At 71.8% G+C, this 20537-nt stretch carries 20 protein-coding genes; 8 read left to right on the top strand and 12 right to left on the bottom strand.

The window, feature by feature from the left end:
- Positions 1-44 precede the first annotated feature (44 nt).
- The 6 genes from whiA to uvrA all read right to left on the bottom strand — a co-directional run bounded on the left by whiA (position 45) and on the right by uvrA (position 8534).
- Positions 45-1031, bottom strand: a complete 987-nt coding sequence (whiA, locus tag ASG76_RS17185; protein ID WP_056606323.1) for a DNA-binding protein WhiA — start codon at positions 1029-1031, stop codon at positions 45-47.
- A gap of 65 nt (positions 1032-1096) precedes the next feature.
- On the bottom strand, positions 1097-2065 hold the full coding sequence (locus ASG76_RS17180; protein WP_056606320.1) for a gluconeogenesis factor YvcK family protein: 969 nt from the start codon (positions 2063-2065) through the stop codon (positions 1097-1099).
- Between the two features lies 1 nt (position 2066).
- On the bottom strand, positions 2067-2936 hold the full coding sequence (gene rapZ, locus ASG76_RS17175; RefSeq protein ID WP_056606317.1) for an RNase adapter RapZ: 870 nt from the start codon (positions 2934-2936) through the stop codon (positions 2067-2069).
- 2 nt (positions 2937-2938) lie between these two features.
- Positions 2939-4987 (bottom strand): excinuclease ABC subunit UvrC, encoded by a 2049-nt coding sequence (uvrC, locus tag ASG76_RS17170; RefSeq protein WP_056606314.1) that lies wholly within the window; start codon positions 4985-4987, stop codon positions 2939-2941.
- A gap of 43 nt (positions 4988-5030) precedes the next feature.
- Complete coding sequence (locus ASG76_RS17165; protein ID WP_056606311.1) at positions 5031-5474, bottom strand: Rieske (2Fe-2S) protein; 444 nt, start codon at positions 5472-5474, stop codon at positions 5031-5033.
- 39 nt (positions 5475-5513) lie between these two features.
- Positions 5514-8534, bottom strand: a complete 3021-nt coding sequence (gene uvrA / locus ASG76_RS17160) for an excinuclease ABC subunit UvrA (RefSeq protein WP_056606307.1) — start codon at positions 8532-8534, stop codon at positions 5514-5516.
- Positions 8535-8729: 195 nt separating this feature from the next.
- On the opposite strand from uvrA, the gene ASG76_RS17155 reads away from it, so the two are divergent.
- Genes ASG76_RS17155 through trxA form a run of 3 tightly spaced genes read left to right on the top strand, consistent with a single transcriptional unit; the run spans position 8730 to position 10859 of the window.
- Complete coding sequence (locus tag ASG76_RS17155; RefSeq protein WP_162254133.1) at positions 8730-9434, top strand: maleylpyruvate isomerase family mycothiol-dependent enzyme; 705 nt, start codon at positions 8730-8732, stop codon at positions 9432-9434.
- Positions 9428-10126 (top strand): MBL fold metallo-hydrolase, encoded by a 699-nt coding sequence (locus ASG76_RS17150; RefSeq protein ID WP_056606301.1) that lies wholly within the window; start codon positions 9428-9430, stop codon positions 10124-10126. Before ASG76_RS17155 ends, ASG76_RS17150 begins: the two co-directional genes overlap by 7 nt.
- A 52-nt stretch (positions 10127-10178) precedes the next feature.
- Complete coding sequence (trxA, locus tag ASG76_RS19820; RefSeq protein WP_082587643.1) at positions 10179-10859, top strand: thioredoxin; 681 nt, start codon at positions 10179-10181, stop codon at positions 10857-10859.
- Positions 10860-10892: 33 nt separating this feature from the next.
- On the opposite strand, the gene ASG76_RS17140 is transcribed toward trxA, so the two are convergent.
- Positions 10893-11375: a hypothetical protein gene (locus ASG76_RS17140; RefSeq protein WP_056606298.1), complete on the bottom strand. Its 483-nt coding sequence runs from the start codon at positions 11373-11375 to the stop codon at positions 10893-10895.
- 221 nt (positions 11376-11596) lie between these two features.
- Between ASG76_RS17140 and ASG76_RS17135 the strand changes: the two genes are divergently transcribed.
- Positions 11597-12238, top strand: coding sequence for a sulfotransferase family 2 domain-containing protein (locus tag ASG76_RS17135; RefSeq protein WP_056606295.1), 642 nt, complete (start codon positions 11597-11599; stop codon positions 12236-12238).
- Here ASG76_RS17135 and ASG76_RS17130 read toward each other — a convergent pair.
- Complete coding sequence (locus ASG76_RS17130) at positions 12232-12903, bottom strand: hypothetical protein (RefSeq protein ID WP_056606292.1); 672 nt, start codon at positions 12901-12903, stop codon at positions 12232-12234. The two genes, ASG76_RS17135 and ASG76_RS17130, sit on opposite strands and share 7 nt — an antisense overlap.
- Before the next feature lie 59 nt (positions 12904-12962).
- On the opposite strand from ASG76_RS17130, the gene ASG76_RS17125 reads away from it, so the two are divergent.
- Positions 12963-13607 carry a sulfotransferase family 2 domain-containing protein gene (locus ASG76_RS17125; RefSeq protein ID WP_056606289.1) on the top strand — a complete coding sequence of 215 codons (645 nt, stop codon included), beginning with the start codon at positions 12963-12965 and terminating at the stop codon, positions 13605-13607.
- 65 nt (positions 13608-13672) lie between these two features.
- On the opposite strand, the gene ASG76_RS17120 is transcribed toward ASG76_RS17125, so the two are convergent.
- Positions 13673-14626 (bottom strand): zinc metalloprotease, encoded by a 954-nt coding sequence (locus ASG76_RS17120; protein WP_056606286.1) that lies wholly within the window; start codon positions 14624-14626, stop codon positions 13673-13675.
- A gap of 137 nt (positions 14627-14763) precedes the next feature.
- Between ASG76_RS17120 and ASG76_RS17115 the strand changes: the two genes are divergently transcribed.
- The 3 genes from ASG76_RS17115 to ASG76_RS17105 are packed head-to-tail and all read left to right on the top strand — an operon-like array spanning position 14764 to position 17473.
- On the top strand, positions 14764-15510 hold the full coding sequence (locus ASG76_RS17115; protein ID WP_235529711.1) for a dienelactone hydrolase family protein: 747 nt from the start codon (positions 14764-14766) through the stop codon (positions 15508-15510).
- A 23-nt stretch (positions 15511-15533) separates the two neighbouring features.
- A complete protein-coding gene (locus ASG76_RS17110) occupies positions 15534-16811 on the top strand; it encodes an alpha/beta hydrolase (RefSeq protein WP_056606280.1) in 1278 nt (425 codons plus the stop codon).
- Positions 16808-17473, top strand: a complete 666-nt coding sequence (locus ASG76_RS17105) for a class I SAM-dependent methyltransferase (RefSeq protein WP_235529709.1) — start codon at positions 16808-16810, stop codon at positions 17471-17473. Before ASG76_RS17110 ends, ASG76_RS17105 begins: the two co-directional genes overlap by 4 nt.
- Here ASG76_RS17105 and ASG76_RS17100 read toward each other — a convergent pair.
- The 3 genes from ASG76_RS17100 to ASG76_RS17090 are packed head-to-tail and all read right to left on the bottom strand — an operon-like array spanning position 17429 to position 20530.
- Positions 17429-18535 carry a prenyltransferase gene (locus ASG76_RS17100; protein WP_056606275.1) on the bottom strand — a complete coding sequence of 369 codons (1107 nt, stop codon included), beginning with the start codon at positions 18533-18535 and terminating at the stop codon, positions 17429-17431. The genes ASG76_RS17105 and ASG76_RS17100 overlap by 45 nt on opposite strands.
- The gene (locus ASG76_RS17095) at positions 18532-19275 is read right to left on the bottom strand and encodes a class I SAM-dependent methyltransferase (RefSeq protein ID WP_056606663.1); all 744 of its coding nucleotides are present in this window, start codon (positions 19273-19275) and stop codon (positions 18532-18534) included. Before ASG76_RS17095 ends, ASG76_RS17100 begins: the two co-directional genes overlap by 4 nt.
- Positions 19262-20530, bottom strand: a complete 1269-nt coding sequence (locus ASG76_RS17090) for a glycosyltransferase family 4 protein (protein ID WP_056606272.1) — start codon at positions 20528-20530, stop codon at positions 19262-19264. Before ASG76_RS17090 ends, ASG76_RS17095 begins: the two co-directional genes overlap by 14 nt.
- Between the last annotated feature and the right edge of the window lie 7 nt (positions 20531-20537).

Genomic DNA, 20537 nt, shown 5'->3' with positions numbered 1-20537 from the left:
GCGGTACGGACAGGTAACTTTGGATCGATCCAACCCGGCTGGGGTCAGCCGTCCTCGGCCAGCATCTCCGGGGTGAGCGAGGCCTCGGTGTCGGGGATGCCCAGCTCCTCGGCGCGCTTGTCGGCCATCGCGAGCAACCGGCGGATCCGGCCGGCGATCGCGTCCTTGGTGAGCACCGGGTCGTGGAGCTGCCCGAGCTCCTCCAGCGAGGCCTGCTTGTGCTCCAGGCGCAGGTGCCCGGCCTGGCGCAGGTGGTCGGGGATCTCCTCGGCGAGGATCTCCAGCGCGCGCTCGACCCGTGCGCCTGCGGCCACCGCGGCCCGAGCGGATCGGCGCAGGTTGGCGTCGTCGAAGTTGGCCAGCCGGTTGGCCGTGGCCCGGACCTCGCGACGCATCCGCCGCTCCTCCCACGCCATCAGCGACTCGTGGGCCCCGAGCCGGGTGAGCAGCGCGCCGATGGCGTCGCCGTCACGGATGACGACGCGGTCGACCCCGCGCACCTCGCGCGCCTTGGCCGAGATGCCCAGGCGCCGGGCGACGCCGACGATCGCGAGCGCGGCCTCGGGTCCGGGGCAGGTGATCTCCAGCGAGGACGAGCGACCGGGCTCGGTCAGCGAGCCGTGCGCGAGGAAGGCCCCACGCCACGCGGCGACGGCGTCGCAGCCACCACCGCTGACGACAGCGGGCGGAAGGCCGCGCACGGGCCTCCCCCGCTGGTCGAGCAGGCCGGTCTGGCGGGCGAGCGCCTCGCCGTCCTTGGTGACGCGGACGATGTAGCGGCTGCCCTTGCGGATGCCGTTGCCCTGCACCATCACGACGTCGGAGGGGTGTCCGTAGACCTCCGCGATGTCGGTGCGGAGCCGGCGGGCGGCGGCGCCGGTGTCGAGCTCGGCCTCCACCACGATGCGTCCGCTGACGATGTGGAGACCGCCTGCGAAGCGCAGCATCGAGGCGACCTCGGCCTTGCGGCAGCAGGTCTTGGTGATCTGGGTGGAGGCAAGCTCTGCCTTCACCTGCGCCGTCATAGCCATGGGCCGAATCCTGCCATGCTGGTCAACGACCCTCGCAGTCCTGCCGCCCACCGGGTCGGACGGGGTCAGCCCTCGTCGACGATGCGCCGGAACGCGGCGGCGAGGAGGTCCGGGTCGTGGCGGGGCTCGCCCGGGGCTGCGACGTCCGCGACCACCAGCCGGCCGCCGCGGGCGGCGACGAGCCGCTCCACCTCCAGGTGGTCGTCACCCAGGGCCGTGGGGTCCACCAGCACCGCGTGCACACGCAGGTCTGGGGCGTGCTCGAACAGGGCGGCGAGGTGCTCCGCGGCCCCGAAGCCGGTGGTCTCCCCTGCCTGCGCCTCGAGGTTGAGCACCACGACCAGTCGCCCGCTCGTCTCGGCCAGCGCGGTCCGCAGGCCGGGCACCATCAGGTGCGGGATCACCGAGCTGAACCACGACCCCGGCCCCAGCACGACCCACTCCGCGGCCATGACCGCCTCGACCGCCTCGGCGCAGGCCTGCGGGTCCTCGGGCACGAGTGCGACCGACTCGATGCGACCCGCGGCGGTCGCGACCTCGACCTGACCGCGTACGACGCTCACCGCGCCCGGGTCGGCGGGGTCCGCGCCACGCACGCGAGCCGTGATGTCCATCGGCGTCGTTGCCATCGGCAGCACCCGGCCGTGCGCGCCGAGAAGACGACCGACCCAGTCGAGGGCACGCACGGGCTCGCCCATCAGCTCCCAGAGGCCGACGATCAGCAGGTTGCCCACGACGTGGCCGTTCATCTCGCCCTCGCCGGCGAAGCGGTGCTGGAGCACGTCGGCCCAGGTGCGGCCCCACTCGTCGTCCCCGCACAGGGCGGCGAGGGCCATCCGCAGGTCGCCCGGCGGCAGCACGCCGAACTCACCGCGCAGCCGGCCGGAGGAGCCTCCGTTGTCGGCGACGGTGACCACGGCGGTGAGGTCGTCGATCGTCAGGTCGGCGTGGAGGCGTCGCAGGGCTGACAGGGTGGCGAACAGGCCGTGCCCACCTCCCAGCGCGACGGCGGCCTGCGCAGTGTCGCGCGCCACGTCACTCCCTGCCGAGGTCGCGGTGGGCCGTGCTCACGTCGTAGCCCGCGGCACGCATCCGGGTCGCGATCTGCTCGGTCATGGCCACGCTGCGGTGCTTGCCGCCCGTGCACCCGACGGCGACCTGCATGAACCGCTTGCCCTCGCGGAGGTATCCCTCGGCGACGGTGCCCAGGACCGGGAGGTACTGCTCGAGGAACTCCCCCGCACCCGGCTGGGAGAGCACGTAGGCGGACACGTCGGGGTCGCGCCCGTTCTGCGGCCGCAGCTCGGGGACCCAGTGAGGGTTGGGCAGGAAGCGCATGTCGGCCACCCAGTCGGCGTCGACGGGGATGCCGTACTTGAAGCCGAAGCTGATGACCGTCATCTTGAGCCGGGTCGTGGCGGCGGTGCCGAACAGCTCGGTGATGCGGTCCTGCAGCTGGTGCACGTTGAAGTTGGAGGTGTCGAGCAGCACGTCGGAGTCGCCGCGGATGTCGGCCATGGCCTCGCGCTCGCGCTGCAGACCGTGGAGCAGGCGACCACCGCCCTGGAGCGGGTGCGGGCGGCGGGCCGCCTCCTGGCGGCGCACCAGCACGTCGTCGGTGGCCTCAAGGAAGAGCAGCGTCGTCGGCCGCCCGGTGACCTGCTGGTGGCGGTTGGCCTGCAGCGAGTCGAAGAACGAGCCGGACCTGACGTCGACCACCACCGCGATCGGCTGGTCGATGCCGCGGCTGTCGTCGACGAGGCGGACGACGTCGCGCACGAGCGTCGGCGGGAGGTTGTCGACCACGAAGTAGCCGAGGTCCTCCAGCTCCTTGGCGGCCGTGCTCCGGCCCGCCCCGGTCATGCCGGTGACGATGACCAGCTCGCCGGGTGTCGCCTCGACCATGCCTAGTCCTCCTCGATGAGCTCGCCGGTGGCGGTGTTGACCGCCGGTGCGCTGCCCGCAGTCTTGCGGGTCGCGTCGGCCTTCGCGACCGCGTCCTTGATGGAGCCGGCCGTGCGCGGTCCGATGCCGGGCACCAGCGCGATCTGATCGACGTCGGCCTCGCGCAGCTTCTTGAGCGAGCCGAAGTGCTTGAGCAGGGTCTTGCGTCGCACCTCGCCGAGACCGGGGACGTCGTCGAGGAGGCTCTCGACCATCGACTTCGAGCGTCGGCTGCGGTGGTGGTTGATGGCGAAGCGGTGTGCCTCGTCGCGGATGCGCTGGAGCAGGTAGAGGCCCTCGCTGGTGCGGGCCATGATCACCGGATCCTCCTCGGCCGGCAGCCAGACCTCCTCGAGCCGCTTGGCCAGCCCGCAGACCGGGATGTCGTTGATCCCGAGCTCGGCCAGCGCCTGCTGGGCAGCGGCGACCTGCGGGGGGCCGCCGTCGACGACGACGAGGGACGGCGCGTAGGCGAACTTGCGCGGTCGTCCGGTCTCGGGGTCGACGAGGAGGGGCGCCTGCGGGTCGGGCTGCTGAGCCTGCGAAGCATCCGAGCCCGCCGGCGCCGCCCGAGGAGCATCTTGAAGCTCACCGCGCGCCTGCTCATCCAACAAGCGCTTGAAGCGCCGGGTGATCACCTCGTGCATGGACGCGACGTCGTTCTGGCCGTCGACGCCCCGGATCACGAAGCGGCGGTATTCGGACTTGCGTGACAGCCCGTCCTCGAAGACGACCATCGACGCGACGACCTCGGTGCCCTGGAGGTTGGAGACGTCGTAGCACTCGATGCGCAGCGGCACCTCGTCGAGCGACAGCGCCTGCTGGATCTCCTCGAGCGCACGGTTGCGGGTGGTGAGGTCGCTGGCTCGCTTGGTCTTGTGGAGCGCGAGCGCCTGCGCCGCGTTGGTGGCGACCGTCTGCTGGAGGTCGCGCTTGTCGCCGCGCTGCGGCACCCGGATCGCGACCTTGCTGCCGCGCCGCTCGCTCAGCAGCTCCTCCATGACGCCGTGGTCGGGCGGCAGCGCCGGGACGAGCACCTCGCGCGGGATCGTGTCGCCGGCACCATCGTCGACGCCGACCCCGCCGTAGAGCTGGAGCAGGAAGTCCTGCACCAGCTCGGGAGTGCCGCCCTCGTCGGTGCGGTCGGCGACCCAGCCGCGCTGGCCGCGGATGCGCCCCCCGCGCACGTAGAAGATCTGCACGGCCACCTCGAGCGGGTCCTCGGCGAGCGCGATCACGTCGGCGTCGGTGCCGTCACCGAGCACGACCGCCTGCTTCTCCAGGGCCCGGTTGAGCGCGCCGAGGTCGTCGCGCAGCCGCGCGGCCTTCTCGAAGTCGAGCGCCTCGGAGGCGGCGTACATCTCACGCTCGAGACGCTTCGTGAACGCCGTCGTGCTGCCGGCCATGAAGTCGCAGAAGTCGTCGACGATCGCGCGGTGCTGCTCCGGCGTCACCGAGCCCACGCACGGCGCGGAGCACTTGTCGATGTAGCCGAGCAGGCACGGGCGACCGATCTGCGCCGAGCGCTTGAAGACGCCGTTGCTGCACGAGCGCATCGGGAAGACCCGCAGCAGCAGGTCGACGGTCTCGCGGATCGCCCAGACGTGGCTGTAGGGGCCGAAGTAGCGGGTGCCCTTGCGCTTGGCCCCGCGCCCGACCATGACGCGCGGGAACTCCTCGCCCACGGTGACCGCGAGCCAGGGGTAGGACTTGTCGTCGCGGTACTTCACGTTGAACCGCGGGTCGAACTCCTTGATCCAGCTGTACTCCAGCTGCAGCGCCTCGACCTCGGTGTCGACGACCGTCCACTCGACGCTCGCACCCGTCGTGACCATCGACGCGGTGCGGGGGTGGAGGTTGGAGATGTCCTGGAAGTACGACGACAGGCGTGCCCGCAGGCTCTTGGCCTTGCCGACGTAGATCACGCGGCCCTTGGCGTCGCGGAAGCGGTAGACCCCGGGCCGGGTGGGGATCGACCCCGGAGCGGGTCGATAGGAGCTCGGGCTGGCCACCCGCCAACCCTACGGGCGAGCCCCGACAGCGCGGGCCACCCGGTCAGGCCCGGGTGATGGTGTCCCCGTCGACGGTGATGTCGACCGCCGCGAGGGGCGCACTCGCCGGGCCCGAGATCGGGGACCCGTCGTCGAGGGAGAACTTGCTGCCGTGGCACGGACAGGGGATGTCGCCCTCCGAGCTGGTCTCCACGAGGCAGCCCTGGTGGGTGCACACCGCGGTGAACGCCTTGAAGTCACCCGCGCTCGGCTGCGTCACCACGACCTTGGCCCCCGACACCACGAAGCACCCGCCGACGGGCACGTCGGCGGCGGTGGCCAGCGTCTCGCCCGCGGCGCCACCGCTCCCGCTCGGCGAGCTCCCCGAGCCGTCCGCACCGGTCGAGCCGGTCGACGCCGAGCCGTTGCCGCAGGCGGCGAGGATCGGTACGCCGACGGCGACGGCAGCGGAACCGGAGAGGGCACGACGTCTGTTGATCGCGGTCATGCGCCGACCCTAGCCAGCCCACCTGTGAGCACCCTGTGACTACGACGTCTTGCGCGCAGGCGCCTTCTTGGCCGCAGCGCTCTTGGCCGCAGCCTTCTTGGCCGGGGCCTTCTTCGCAGCGGCCTTCTTGGTCGTGGTCCGGCGGCTCGCGGGCTCCGCTGCCGCAGCCGCCCGACGCGGCCGACCGGGCTGCTTGGCCCCACGCCCCTCCAGGATGGGCTTGAGGAAGAACCCGGTGTGGCTGGCCTCGACCGCGGCGACCTCCTCGGGCGTGCCCTCGGCGACCACGGTGCCGCCGCGCGACCCACCCTCGGGACCCATGTCGATGAGCCAGTCGGCGGTCTTGATCACGTCGAGGTTGTGCTCGATCACCAGGACCGTGTTGCCCTTGTCGACCAGGCCGGAGAGCACGTGCAGGAGCTTGCGGATGTCCTCGAAGTGCAGGCCGGTGGTGGGCTCGTCGAGGACGTAGACCGTGCGGCCCGTGGAGCGCTTCTGCAGCTCGCTGGCGAGCTTGACGCGCTGCGCCTCGCCGCCCGACAGCGTCGTCGCGGGCTGCCCGAGACGGACGTAGCCGAGGCCGACCTCCTGCAGCGTGTTCATGTGGCGCGCGATCGCGGGGACGGCGGCGAAGAAGTCGGCCGCCTCCTCGATGGGCATGTCGAGGACCTCGGCGATGGTCTTGCCCTTGTAGTGGACCTCGAGCGTCTCGCGGTTGTAGCGCGCGCCGTGGCAGACCTCGCAGGGGACGTAGACGTCCGGCAGGAAGTTCATCTCGATCTTGATCGTGCCGTCGCCGGAGCACGCCTCGCAGCGGCCGCCCTTGACGTTGAACGAGAAGCGGCCCTGGAGGTAGCCCCGCATCTTGGCCTCCGGGGTGGAGGCGAAGAGCTTGCGCACGTGGTCGAAGACGCCGGTGTAGGTCGCCGGGTTGGACCGCGGCGTGCGACCGATCGGCGACTGGTCGACGTGGATCACCTTGTCGACGTGCTCGAGGCCGCTGATCTTCGTGTGGCGCCCGGGCACCGTGCGGGCGTTGTAGATCTGCTTGGCCAGCGAGGTGTAGAGGATGTCGTTGACCAGGGTCGACTTGCCCGACCCGGACACGCCGGTGACCGCGGTGAAGACGCCGAGGGGGAAGCTCACGTCGACGTTCTGCAGGTTGTGCTCGCGGGCGCCGTGGACGACGAGCTCGCGGCCCACGGTGCGCGGGCGGCGCACGGCGGGGACGGGGATCTCGCGACGGCCCGAGAGGTACTGGCCGGTCATCGAGTCGGGGTGGGTGAGCAGGTCCTCGACCGAGCCTGAGTGGACGACCTGACCACCGTGCTCGCCCGCGCCCGGGCCGATGTCGACGACCCAGTCGGCCACCCGAACGGTGTCCTCGTCGTGCTCGACGACGATGAGGGTGTTGCCGAGGTCCTTGAGGCGCAGCAGGGTCTCGATGAGGCGCTTGTTGTCGCGCTGGTGCAGGCCGATGGACGGCTCGTCGAGGACGTAGAGGACGCCGACGAGGCCGGCGCCGATCTGGGTCGCGAGGCGGATGCGCTGGGCCTCGCCACCGGACAGCGACCCGCTGGGCCGGTCGAGGGAGAGGTAGTCGAGGCCGACGTCGAGCAGGAACTGCAGGCGCTCCTGGATCTCCTTGAGCACGCGCTCGCCGATCTGGCGCTCGCGCACGGAGAGGTCGACGGTGCGCAGGTAGTGGGCGGCCTCGTTGATCGGCAGCGCGCACACCTCGGCGATGTTCTTGCCGCCCTCGTCCTTGGCGCCCAGGGTGACCGACACCGACACCGGCTTGAGCCGCGTGCCCTGGCAGGCCGGGCACGGCACCTCGCGCATGAAGCCCTCGAAGCGCTCGCGGCTGGTGTCGGACTCGGCCTCGCGGTGGCGCCGCTCGACGTAGGGGCGGACGCCCTCGAAGGCGGCGTAGTAGGCACGCTGGCGGCCGTAACGGTTCTTCGTGACGACGTGGACCTTGGTCTTGTGGCCCTCGAGCAGCGAGGTGCGCGCCTTGGGGGTCAGCTGGTCCCACGGGGTGTTGAGGTCGAAGCCGAGCTCCTCGCCCAGCGCGTTGACCAGGCGGAGGAAGTAGTCGGCGACGTGGGCCCCGCTCCACGGCGCGATCGCGCCCTCACCCAGCGTGGCGCCGGGGTCGGGGACGACGAGCTCGGGGTCGACCTCCATCTTGGTGCCGAGACCCGAGCACACGGTGCAGGCACCGAACGGGGAGTTGAAGGAGAACGAGCGGGGCTCGAGGTCGTCGGTGTCGATGGTGTGGTCGTTGGGGCACGCCATCTTCTCGGAGAACTTCATCTCCCGGCCCGGGTCCTTGGCGTCGAGGTCGACGAAGTCGAAGACCACGAGCCCGCCGGCCAGGCCCAGCGCCGTCTCGACCGAGTCGGTGAGGCGACGCTTGGACGACTCCTTGACCGCGAGGCGGTCGACCACGACCTCGATCGTGTGCTTGAGCTTCTTGTCGAGCGTCGGCGGCTCGTCGAGCGAGTGGGTCTCGCCGTCGACCCGCGCACGGCTGAAGCCCTGCTGCTGCAGCTGGCGGAAGAGCTCGACGTATTCTCCCTTGCGACCGCGGATGACCGGCGCGAGCACCTGGAAGCGTCGCCCCTCCTCCAGCGCGAGGATCCGGTCGACGATCTGCTGCGGGGTCTGGCGCTCGATCGGCGCACCACAGGTGGGGCAGTGCGCACGCCCGGCGCGGGCGTAGAGCAGGCGGAGGTAGTCGTAGACCTCGGTGATCGTTCCGACGGTCGAGCGCGGGTTCTTCGAGGTGGACTTCTGGTCGATGCTGACCGCGGGGCTCAGGCCCTCGATGAAGTCGACGTCGGGCTTGTCCATCTGCCCGAGGAACTGGCGCGCGTAGGCCGACAGCGACTCGACGTAGCGACGCTGGCCCTCGGCGAAGATGGTGTCGAAGGCGAGGCTGGACTTGCCCGACCCGGACAGGCCGGTGAACACGATGAGGGAGTCGCGCGGCAGGTCGAGCGAGACGTCCTTGAGGTTGTGCTCGCGCGCGCCCCGGATGATCAGCTGGTCGGCCACTGTGGTCCTCGTCGGTCCTGTCGCAGGAAGGTGTGGGAGAAGGTCTGGAGAGGTCTGGGGAGTCGAACACATGTTCGTCCCGGTCGGTCGTCGCGGTCAAGACGACGCACCGCTCCACACTATGACCCACCACCGACAACGGGCCCATCGTCCACCCACGGGGGTGGACCCCGCCGAGGTGGCACGATGGGACGCGTGACCGACTCCGCGGCCCGCGCCGCCGACCTCATCGCAGGTGCCGACCGGGCGCTGGTCCGCACCGTCGACGCCCTCGCCGGGCCCGAGTGGGGCGAGCCCTCCCTCCTCCCGGGGTGGACCCGGGCCCACGTCGTGGCGCACCTCGCGCTCAACGCCGAGGGCCTGGCCGGCGTCCTGCACGGGGCGCACGTGCACCAGCCGCAGCCGATGTACGCCTCCCCCGAGGCCCGCGACGCCGACATCGCCGAGCTCGCCGCCGACGACCCGGCCGACCTCCGCGAGCGCTTCCTGGGCGCGACCGCCCACTTCGAGCGGGCCCTGGCCGCGATGCACGAGGACGACTGGGACGGCCGGTTCGAGCGCACGCCGGGCGGCCCGGACTTCGCGCTCGTCAGCGTGCCCCTCATGCGCGTGCGCGAGGTCGAGATCCACCATGCCGACCTCGGCGCGGGCTACGCCGCGGGCGACTGGCCCGAGGCGTTCCGCGTGCTCCTGCTCGACTCGATGACGAAGCGTCCCTACCCGCAGCCCTTCAGCGCGCGGCCCACCGACCTCGACCGCACCTGGCACTACGGCGACGGGGAGGGCGGCCCGACCGTCTCCGGCACCTCGGCCGACCTGGGCTGGTGGCTGACCGGCCGCGGCACGGGCGCGGGCCTCACGTCCGACACGACCGATCTCCCGGAGGTGGAGTCATGGTGAACGAGCAGCAGCCCGACAGCTACACCGGAGAGGTCTCCCCCGGCGGCGCTCCTGACGTGCGGAGGCTCGGGTGCCTGACGGTCACCAAGGTCGCGGTGGATCCCGACATGTCCAACAACTGCTACCTCCTGCACTGCAGCGAGGCCGACGAGCTCGTGCTCGTCGACGCCGCCGCCGAGCCCGAGCGGTTGCTGGAGCTGATCGGCGACCGGACGCTGTCGGCCGTGGTCACCACGCACCAGCACTGGGACCACCACCGCGCCCTCGCCGCGGTCGTCGCCGCCCACCCCGGCGCGAGCGTGGTCGCGGGCGAGCCGGACGCGGACGCGATCGAGGAGCAGACGGGCGTGGCGGTCGCCCGCCGGGTCGGCGACGGCGACACCGTCGCCGTGGGCACGTGCGAGCTCGGCGTCGTACGACTCACGGGGCACACGCCCGGCTCGATCGCGCTCCTGCTCGACGACCCGTCGGTCTCCGAGCACCCGCACCTGTTCACCGGCGACTCGCTCTTCCCCGGCGGGCCGGGACGCACCACCAGCCCGGCCGACTTCACCTCGTTGATGGACGACCTGGAGGCGAAGGTGTTCGACCGCCTGCCCGACGCGACGTGGTTCTACCCCGGTCACGGCAACGACTCGACGCTCGGCGCCGAGCGGGCCTCGCTGCCGGAGTGGCGCGCCCGCGGCTGGTGAGCAGGGCCGTCGCCGACGTGAGTCGCCGCGGCGCCCGTGGCATGGTGGGGCCATGAGCACCCGCGAGCTGACCCTGGCCGACTTCGAGCAGACCGTGAGCGGCGACGGCATCGTCCTGATCGACTTCTGGGCTGCCTGGTGCGGCCCGTGCCGCCAGTTCGCCCCGATCTTCGAGAAGGCGTCGCAGGCCAACCCCGACATCGTCTTCGGCAAGGTCGACACCGAGGCCGAGCAGCAGCTGGCCCAGATGGCCGCGATCACCTCGATCCCGACCCTGATGCTCTTCCGCGACGGGATCCTGCTCTTCAACCAGGCCGGCGCGCTGCCGGCCCAGGCGCTGTCGGACGTGATCGCGCAGGCGCGCGGGCTCGACATGGACGCCGTACGGCAGGAGGTCGCGGCCGCGCAGGAGGCAGCTGCCAACGGGCCCCAGGACGAGGTCGGCCTCGACGAGTTCGCCGCGGCCCACAGCCAGGGGGCCTACGTCGTCGACGTCCGCGAGTCCGACGAGGTGGCCGGCGGGCGCGTGCCCGGCGCCGTGCACATCCCGATGAACGACGTGCCCGGCAGGGTCGCCGAGCTGCCGAAGGACCAGCCGATCTTCGTGATCTGCCAGGCGGGCGGTCGCAGCCGGCAGGTGGTCGACCACCTGCGCGCCCAGGGCCTCGCTGCGATCAACGTGGCAGGCGGCACCGGCGCGTGGGCCCAGCGGGGCTGGCCGCTCGAGGCCTGAGCGCTGAGCCAGGGGGTCCGAAGAATGCCCCCGTCAGCAACCAGGGATGCCGTCAAACGTGACGAAGGTCGTCGCGCTCGGGTAGCTGATCGTGCTTGCCGGCGGCGCCTGAGCGTCAGTGCGGGTCGCCGTGTAGGTGATCCGAAGATCCATCTTGCTCGGGCTCGACGCCGAGCAGAACCACAGGTTCGGGATGGTCGGGTTCAGCGCGCTGATCGTCACGGGGAACACCGGGCTGTTGATCGACTGGGTCACGCCGGTGTCGGTGACGATCTGCGCGGCGGTGATGTTGATCGACCAGCTGTAGGTTCCCTGAACCTGGAAGGCGAGCGCGAGCCGGTAGCCCTGGCAGTTGCCGTTGCCTTGGCCGGTGGTGCGGCAGGTCACCGAGATGGACGAGATGACGGGCGCGTCGGTCGAGGCTGCGAAAGCAGGCGCGTTGGCCGCCACCGCGACGACCGGGATGCTCCACGCTGCGCCCCGCACCACGGTGCGGCGATTGATGACCTGCGACATGCTGAACCCCCACGGCTCGCTGACTGGTTGACGCCATCCCCACGATGACTCTGGTGACGCTACGGCGTTCATCTGTTGAACCACGGGCATAACAGCCCTTCTTGAGAGTTCCTGCGGTTTCACACCGGGATTCCGCGCCACTGGTCTGGACCACCTGGAGGCCCTGTGGGCCGGCTCGGGCGCGGGTCTGGTGCGGGTGGTGCGTGGGATAGCCTCGGCGCGTGCTCATCAGCGACTCCCGGCAGGTGCTCTTCGTCCACGTCCCCAAGACCGGTGGTGTCTCGGTCGAGGAGACGGTGAAGGAGGCCTGCCCCGACGCTCGCAAGGCGCGTACGCCGATCGGCCGGCACGCCACCCTGGGCAAGATCATCAAGCACGAGCCGCAGGTCGTGGACTACTGGGCCTTCGGGTTCGTGCGCAACCCGTGGGCGCGGATGGTCTCGTGGTACTCCATGATCTCGGCGTGGGACCGGCGTCACGGCCCCGCCAGCGGCAAGCCGCAGGACGTCAAGCACGGCTCGATGCGCGACGGCAACGACATGTGGCGCGCCGCGGCCGCCTACTCCGGGTTCGAGGAGTTCGTGCTGCGCGGCACCGAGGAGCTCCCCCGCGTGGGCACCCCGCAGATCACCTACCTCCGCGCCCCCAAGCACGGGCGGGAGGTCGACTTCATCGGCCGCACCGAGAACTTCGTGGAGGACCTGCAGCGCGTGCAGGTGCACCTGGGGCTCGAGCCCACCACGCCGCCGCACAAGAACAAGTCACGCCACGGCACCTACCACGACTACTACACCGACGAGACGCGTCGCAGGGTCGAGGAGGTCTACGCCGAGGACATCGAGCTCTTCGGCTACACCTACTGATCCGGCTGGCCCACCGGAGGCTGGGCCGCCAGGGCCGTCCCGCGCGCGTCGGCCCACTCCCCCGTGGCGGCGAGCCGCTGCCACACGTCGTACTCCGGCACGAAGTGCGCGGCCAGTGCCTCCCGGGTCGCGAAGGAGAGCTCGCCGCGAGCCGCGTCGGAGGCGTTGCGTCGCTCGAAGACCAGCGGCGCGCCGAGTCGCTCGGCGAACCACACCGACCAGACGTCCGGGCGGTCGACGCTGAAGATGCGGTCCACCGCCACCACTCCCCGCGCCTGGACGAACCTGGCCGGGCGACCCTTCGGGACCGGGGCGTCGTCGTGGCCCGCGAGGTAGTGCAGGGCGAACTCCTCGAACGACATGTCCGCGGTGGACTGGCGGCTGTCGTCGCGGGAGCGGTAGCGCCACCACGACTCCAGCCACTCGATCGGCTCCCGGAACATCGTGACCAGCTCGTAGGTGTCGCGCCCACGGCCCTGACGGGCGAGCTCGGGCGCGACGGTGTGCACGAAGGCGCGCGCGGGCAGGTGCTTGCGGCCCGGGGGTGAGCTGACGACCTCGGTGGCGTGGGGCGCGAGCGCCCGCTCGAGCGTCGTGCTGGCGGTCTTCGGCAGCGCGAGGAGGACGAAGTCGCGCCCGGGGCCCCGGTCGAAGAACGTCATCACGCCCCGATCATCCCCCATCGGATCAGGCGCGCACCGCCGCGTGGGCTAGCCTCGCGCCCGTGCTCATCTCCGACGCCCGGCGCGCACTCTTCGTGCACGTGCCGAAGACCGGCGGCGTCTCGGTCGGTGTGGCGTTCGAGCGCGCCTGCCCCGACGCGCGGAGCAAGGCGCCCGGGGTGCGGCCGCCGCTCGGGCGTCACGCGCCCTACGAGCGGATCCTGCGCGCCGAGCCGCACGTGGCCGACTACTGGTCCTTCGCGTTCGTGCGCAACCCGTGGGCCCGGATGGTGTCGTGGTGGTCGATGATCCAGGACTGGGACCGCGAGTGGGGCCCCTCGAGCGGACGCCCGCAGGGAGCGGACGCGGAGAAGATGCGCGGCAACGACATGTGGCGCGCGGCGGCGGCGTACACCGGCTTCGAGGAGTTCGTGCTCCGCGGCACCGAGGAGCTGCCACGGGTGGGCCGACCGCAGGTCGACTACCTCCGCGCGCCCGGTCGCGAGGTCGACTTCGTGGGGCGGACCGAGACCTTCGCCGAGGACCTGCAGCAGGTGGAGCGCCACCTCGGGTCCGAGCCGACGCGCATCCCCCACCGCAACAAGTCACCGCACGGCAGCTATCGCGACTACTACTCGGCCGCGGCCCGCGACAGGGTCGCCGAGGTGTACGCCGCCGACCTCGAGGCCTTCGACTACGCGTTCTGACGCACGGACGCCGGGCCGGGCGGGGGCCCGACCCGGCGTCCGGGTGTGGTGCAGGTGCGCTGCGGTCAGCCGGCGCGGTACTGCGTCCAGGCGTCGCTCATGCGAGCGGCCTGGCCGGCGGTGAACTGGTACATGCAGGAGTCCTGCGTGTAGTCCATGAAGTTGTGGATCGGGTCCATGCCGGGGGCGGTGCAGGTGTCGGCGCCGGTGGGGCAGTCGAACTGGGCCTGCGCCTCGGCCGGGGTGTCGGCGACCTGGTCGCCCTGGCCCCGGCAGCCGCCCTGGAAGGTGTGGTAGAGCGCCAGCCAGTGACCCACCTCGTGGGTGAGCGTGTCGCCCTCGGAGTACTTGCCGGCCGTGCCGCCCGGCATCGACTCGTCGAGGATGACCACGCCGTCGTCGGAGCTCAGCCTCTTGGTGGGGAAGGTCGCCCAGCCGAGCAGGCCGTCGCCGATGTTGGCGGTCCACACGTTGAGGGTCTCCTTGCCGCCGACACGCGTGGCGGCCTTCATCTCCTTCTCGACGTTGCCCGGGACGACGGTGTACCACGCGTCGTTGTAGGAGAAGTCGACGCCCGACAGGGTGTAGCTGAACGGCGTCGCGGCCGAGCCCGAGGTCAGCGAGCCGCCGGCGTAGGAGTTGTTGAGCACGTCCATCTGCGCGGTGACCAGGCTGCGGAGGCGGTCCTCGGCGGCGGTGCCGTTGGTGGCCTCGGCGGCGGGGAGCACCACGTGGAAGTAGGTCGGGACCGTGACCGAACCGCCCGCGAGGGTCGGGGCGTTGTCGAGCTTGGCGTACTGGTCGCCGCTGCCCGCGAACAGCTTGGGCTCGACCTGCTTGGAGCCCTTGCGCACACGGGCGTTGGCCGCCGAGCCGGCGGCACCGTCCTTGCAGGCGGAGACCTGGGGCGAGGAACCCAGTACGGTCGCGGGGACGGCGGCGGTCGCGGACAGCGTCGTGGCGGCGAGCGCCATCGAGCCGGCCACGACGAGCCCGCGGAGGGAACGAGAGGTGTGCATCCGAGAATCACCTTGTCTGTCGTGGGACGAAATGTGGCCTAGAACCTAACCGCGCGAGCAGGAAGAAGACAGACCCTCCCGCGCACGAGATGGACAGCCTCTTCCTCGACGGCCCGTTCCCTGCAAGCCTTCCGCGCGTGGACGCCCTCGAGACCTGGACCCGCTCCGAGCACACCGCCGACGTGCGGGGCCGACCGACCACGCACCCGGTGTGGCGGAAGGGGACGGGTCCGGGCGTGGTCGTCGTCCACGAGATGCCCGGGCTGACCACCGGTGTCATCGCCTTCGCCGAGGAGCTCGTCGCAGCCGGTCACACCGTGCTGCTGCCGCACCTCTTCGGGCCCGTCGCGCGGCCGTTCAGCAACCTCGACGTGGCCCGCACCATGCCCAGGGTCTGCGTGAGCCGGGAGTTCACCAAGCTCGCCACCGGCGTGACCACCCCGGTCGCCGGCTGGCTCCGCTCGCTGGCGCGCGAGCTCCACGCCGAGCTGGGTGGCCCCGGCGTGGGCGCGCTGGGCATGTGCTTCACGGGCGGCTTCGCCCTCGCGATGATGGTCGACGAGTCGACCGTCGCGCCCGTGCTCTGCCAGCCGAGCGCGCCCTTCGTCGGGCTGCCCGGCCGCGCGGCGGACCTCAACCTCTCCCCCGCCGACGCCGACGTCGTACGCCGCCGGGCTGAGGCCGGCTGCGAGATCCTCGGCATCCGCTACGCGTCCGACCCGCTCGTGGGCTCACGCTTCGACAGCCTCACCGACCTCGTCGGCGACGCGTTCATCCGCGTCGAGCTCGAGGGCAGGGGCCACTCCACCGTCACCGAGCAGCGCTCCCAGCGCGCGGTCGACGCGGTGCTGGACTTCTTCGGTGAGCGGCTGCACGCCGACTGACTACCGGCCAGTAGATTGGTCGCGTGAGCTTCCTGCTGCGCCAGAGCGTCGTCGCCGCCCTGACCGCCAACGCCGCACGTCCCGGTCGCGGGCGTCGTTCGGGCCTGGGGTCCTTCTTCGCCGGCTTCCTCTTCAACGAGACCGCGCCGCAGGTGCTGGCGCTGACCGCGATCGACGTGGCCACCCACCTGACCCCCGGGCGCCGCAAGGGTGTCGCGTCGAAGGCGGGTCTGGCCCTGGCCGGCGCCAGCGCGCTGGGCCTGGCCCGCATGGTGCGCCAGAGCCGCCAGTCGGCCGACGGCTTCGAGGAGGCGCTCGTCGAGGGACTCGGCGTCGACTACGTCGAGCAGCTCGACGCGGTGCCCGACCCGGCCGACCTCGCCACGACGTGGCGCCGGCTGGCGCGCCCGTTCGACTTCCACGACGAGGCCGTGCGCGTGATCAGCGACGTGCCCTACAGCGAGGCCGGGCGCCGCGGGCACCTCGACATCTACCTCCCCGCCGGCGACGACGCGATCACCCACGCCCCGGTGCTGCTCCAGGTGCACGGCGGTGCGTGGACGGTCGGCGCCAAGGAGCACCAGGGGCGTCCGCTGATGAACCACATGGCCGCCCGCGGGTGGGTCTGCGTGGCCATCAACTACCGGCTCTCGCCCCGCGACGCCTGGCCGGCGCACATCGTCGACGTCAAGCGCGCCATCGCCTGGGTCAAGGACAACATCGCCGACTACGGCGGGGACCCCGACTACCTCGCGATCACCGGGGGCTCGGCCGGCGGGCACCTCACCGCCCTCGCCGCGCTCACCCCGGGCGACCCGACCTTCCAGCCGGGCTTCGAGGACGCCGACACCAGCGTGCGCGCGGCCGTGCCGTTCTACGGCGTCTACGACTTCGCCGGCTCCACCGGGCTCGCCAACGCGATCGGCATGCGTGACGCCTTCCTCGGCCCCCGCGTCATGCAGACCACGTGGGCCGCGACCCCCGACGTCTACGAGGCCGCCTCACCGATCCTGCGGGTGACCCCCGACGCCCCGGACTTCTTCGTCATCCACGGCGAGCTCGACTCGCTCGTCGCCGTGGAGCAGGCGCGGCTCTTCGTCGCCGAGCTGCGGCGCACGTCGCGGCGCTCGGTCGTCTACGCCGAGCTGCCGGGCGCCCAGCACGCCTTCGACGTCTTCCACTCCCTGCGCAGCGCCAACGCCGTGCGCGCGGTCGACCGCTACCTGTCGTGGCACTGGAACACCTGGCGCCACGGGCTCGAGGCCGACAGCGGTGCCGAGCCCGAGGACCTCGGCGCGTGAGCCCGTCCGGCATGCCCGCCGACCTGCTCGCCCACGCCCGCGCGGCCAAGGGCTTCATGCCCGAGGACGAGGGTGAGCTCCTGCACCGGTGGGCGCGCGAGCGGCTGCCGCACGGACCGGCGCTGGAGGTCGGCACCTACTGCGGCAAGTCCGCGGTCTGGCTCGGCGCCGCGGCCCGCGAGGTCGGCGGCACCGTCCTCACCGTCGACCACCACCGCGGCTCCGAGGAGAACCAGGCCGGCTGGGAGCACCACGACGACAGCCTCGTCGACCCCGACCTGGGGCTCATGGACACCCTGCCCACCTTCCGGCGCACCATCGCCGCCGCCGGCCTCGAGGAGCAGGTCGTCGCGGTCGTCGGCCGGTCGGAGGCGGTGAGCCGCTGGTGGCGTACGCCGCTGTCGCTGCTGTTCATCGACGGCGGCCACGGGGTCGAGCCCGCGCGAGCGGACTTCCGCGGGTGGCCGCACTGGGTGGTGGCCGGCGGCGTGCTGGTGATCCACGACGTCTTCCCCGACCCCGCCGACGGCGGCAGGCCGCCCTACGAGGACATCTACCTCCCGGCGCTCGCCAGCGGCGCCTTCACCGAGGTCGACGTGGTGGGCTCGATGCGGGTGCTACGTCGTACGTCGGGTGACGCCGGCGACGCGCTCGTCGGCTGAGCCGTCGGCAGGCCGGCAGCCGCACTCGAGGCCGATCTCCGCGAAGTCCGGTGCCAGCGTCGTGCCGCGCATGATGTCGGCTCCCGGCGTGGAGTGGGTCAGGGCGTCGGCGGCGAGGACGACAGCCGCGGCGGTGTAGGTGGTCTGCTCGGCGGGCCAGTTGACCTCGTCGGGGAACACGTAGCCGGTCCAGTAGGACCCCTCGTCGGTGCGCAGGTGCTGCATGTCGGCGAACAGCTGCACCGCGCGCTCGCGGTCGCCGATCGCGTCGAGGGCCAGCACCAGCTCGCACGTCTCGGCGCCGGTCACCCACGGGTTGGTGGACACGCAGCGGATGCCGAGGCCGGGCTCGACGAAGGTGTCCCACCGCTCGGCGAGGAGCCGGCGCGCTGCGTCGCCGCGCACGGCGCCGCCGAGGACCGGGTAGTACCAGTCCATCGAGAAGCTCGACTTGTCCAGGAACAGGTCGCGGTGCTCGCGCAGGGCGTGGCCGAGCCGGCCGCCCGCGAGCTCCCACTCGACCTGCGGCTCGTCCAGCAGCTCGGCGAGGGCCACCCCCGCGCGCAGCGAGTGGTAGATGCTGGAGGAGCCGGCCAGCAGGGCGTCGGCGTTGACCTTCGCGGGCGCGCCGTCGTGCCACTCCTGCGACCAGGCGACGCCACCGAAGGGGAGCTGGAGGGAGACGACGAAGTCGAGCGCGCGGCGCACGGTCGGCCACATGCGGCGCATGAACGCCTCGTCGCGCGCGACGAGCCAGTGGTGCCACAGGGCGACGGCGACGTAGGCCGACATGTTGGTCTCGCCGGAGTGGTCCTCGACCTCCCCGGCGACGACCTTCATCGGCCACGAGCCGTCGGCGCGCTGGGTCGAGCGGACCCAGTCGAACGCGCGGTGCGCGGCCTCGCGCTGGCCGCCGACCATCAGCGCCATCGCCGACTCGAGGTGGTTCCACACGTCGGTGTGCTCCCCCGGCGTCCACGGGATCGCGCCCGAGGGCTCCTGCATGGCCGCGATCGTGGCGGCGGTCTGCTCGACCTGGGCGCGAGTGAGCACCTCGGTCATGCCGGCTTGCGGAAGTAGAGCACCATGCTCTTGCCGATCAACGGGTCGAGGACCTTGCCGGCCAGCTGCAGCGCCCTCGGGTTCTCCACGATCTCCCAGACGAGGAGCTTGTGGTAGGCCTTGGCGAGCGGGTGCTCGTCGTGGGTGACGCCCACCGCGCACTTGATCCACCAGTAGGGCGTGTGCAGCCCGTGGGCGTAGTCCTTGCCGGTGAACACCATCGCGTCGCCGGGCGTGCCGTCGTTGGAGCGGCCCGCCTTGGTGACCTTGTCGACGAGCTCCTCGGCCGTGTAGATCCGGACGTGTCCGCCCTCGGCGTTGTGGTAGTCGTCGGAGAGCTTCCAGTTGATCACCTCGGGCAACCAGCGCGGCACGGTGACGGCGAGGGTGCCGCCGGGGCGCAGCACCCGGACGAGCTCCTTGATCGCGTCGACGTCGGCGTGGATGTGCTCCAGCACCTCGGAGGCGACGATGCGGTCGAACTCGCCGTCGGCGAAGGGCAGGGCGAGCGCGTCGCCCTCCTTCACGTCGGCCTCGGCGCCCTCGGGCACCTCGCCGGCCTCACGCATCGCGGCGAACCACTCGCGCACGGTCGCCAGCTCGTCGGCGTCCTGGTCGAAGGCGATGACGTCGGCACCGCGCTTGTACATCTCGAAGGCGTGGCGTCCCGCGCCGCAGCCCATGTCGAGCACGCGGTCGCCGGGGCGCAGCCCGAGCCGGTCGAAGTCAACGGTCAGCACGGCCGGTCTCCCTCTCGTTCTTCTCCGCACGGAAGTCTGCGATGGTCTCCTCGTAGGCGGCTGCGGTGGCCTCGGCCACGGCGCGCCAGCTGAACAGCTCCTCGACGCGGGCGCGACCGCGCGCACCCATCGTCGTACGCCGCTCCGGGTCGTCGAGCAGCGCGGCGATCGCCTGCTCGAGCTCGCCGACGTCGCCCGGGGTCACCAGGTCGGCGCACTCGCCGTCGGGGCCGACGACCTCCGGGATGGCTCCCGCCCGCGACACCACGAGGGGGGTGGCGCAGGCCATCAGCTCGGCCGTGGGCAGCGAGAAGCCCTCGTAGAGCGACGGCACGCACGCCACCTCGGCCGAGCCCATGACGGCGACGAGCTCCTCGTCGCTGACGCCGCTGACGAAGTCGACCTTGTCGGCGATGCCGAGCTGGTCGATGAGCTGCTCGGTGCGCCCGCCCGGCTCGGGGCGGGTGACCAGCACCAGGGAGACGTCGCGCTCGACGGCGAGCTTGGCGAAGGCCTCGAGCAACGTCGCGATCCCCTTCATCGGGGCGTCGGCGCTGGCCATGGCCAGGATGCGTCCCGGCACCCGGGGTGCGGTCGGCGGGGCGAACACGTCGTCGACGCCGAGCAGGATGGTCTGGATGCGGTCGGGGTCGACGCCGAAGTCGCGGGCGACGTCGCGACGCGAGGACTCCGAGGGCGTGAGCACCTTGCGGTAGCGCTTGGCGACCCGGGTCTGCATGCGCAGGAAGCCGTACCACCGGCGCAGGGTGAGCCTCTTGCGCCGCGTCGGCGCGGTCTGCAGGTCGATCGCGCGGTCCATCGTGATCGGGTGGTGGATGGTCGCGACCACGGGCAGGCCGTAGGACTCGAGCTCCAGGATCCCGGTGCCGAGCACCTGGTTGTCGTGGGCGACGTCGAAGTCGGCGGCGCGCTCCTCCATCAGCCGCGCGATGCGCGAGCTGAAGGTCTTCGGCTCGGGGAACCCGGCCGTGCACATCGTGAGGAACTCCTCGACGTCGATGCGGTCGCGGAACTCGCGCAGCCTCGGCACGCGGAACGGGTCGGGCTCGCGGTAGAGGTCGAGGCTCGGCACCTTGGTCAGCCGCACGCCCTCGTCGAGGTCGGGGTAGGGCTGGCCGGAGAAGACCTCCACCTCGTGCCCGAGGCGTACGAGCTCACGACTGAGGTGGCGGATGTAGACGCCCTGACCGCCGCAGTGCGGCTTGCTGCGGTAGGACAGCATGGCGATGCGCACGTGGTCC

It is taken from the genome of Nocardioides sp. Soil774, assembly GCF_001428125.1.
Lineage (GTDB): Bacteria > Actinomycetota > Actinomycetes > Propionibacteriales > Nocardioidaceae > Nocardioides.
This window is presented reverse-complemented; position numbering and strand designations above follow the sequence as displayed.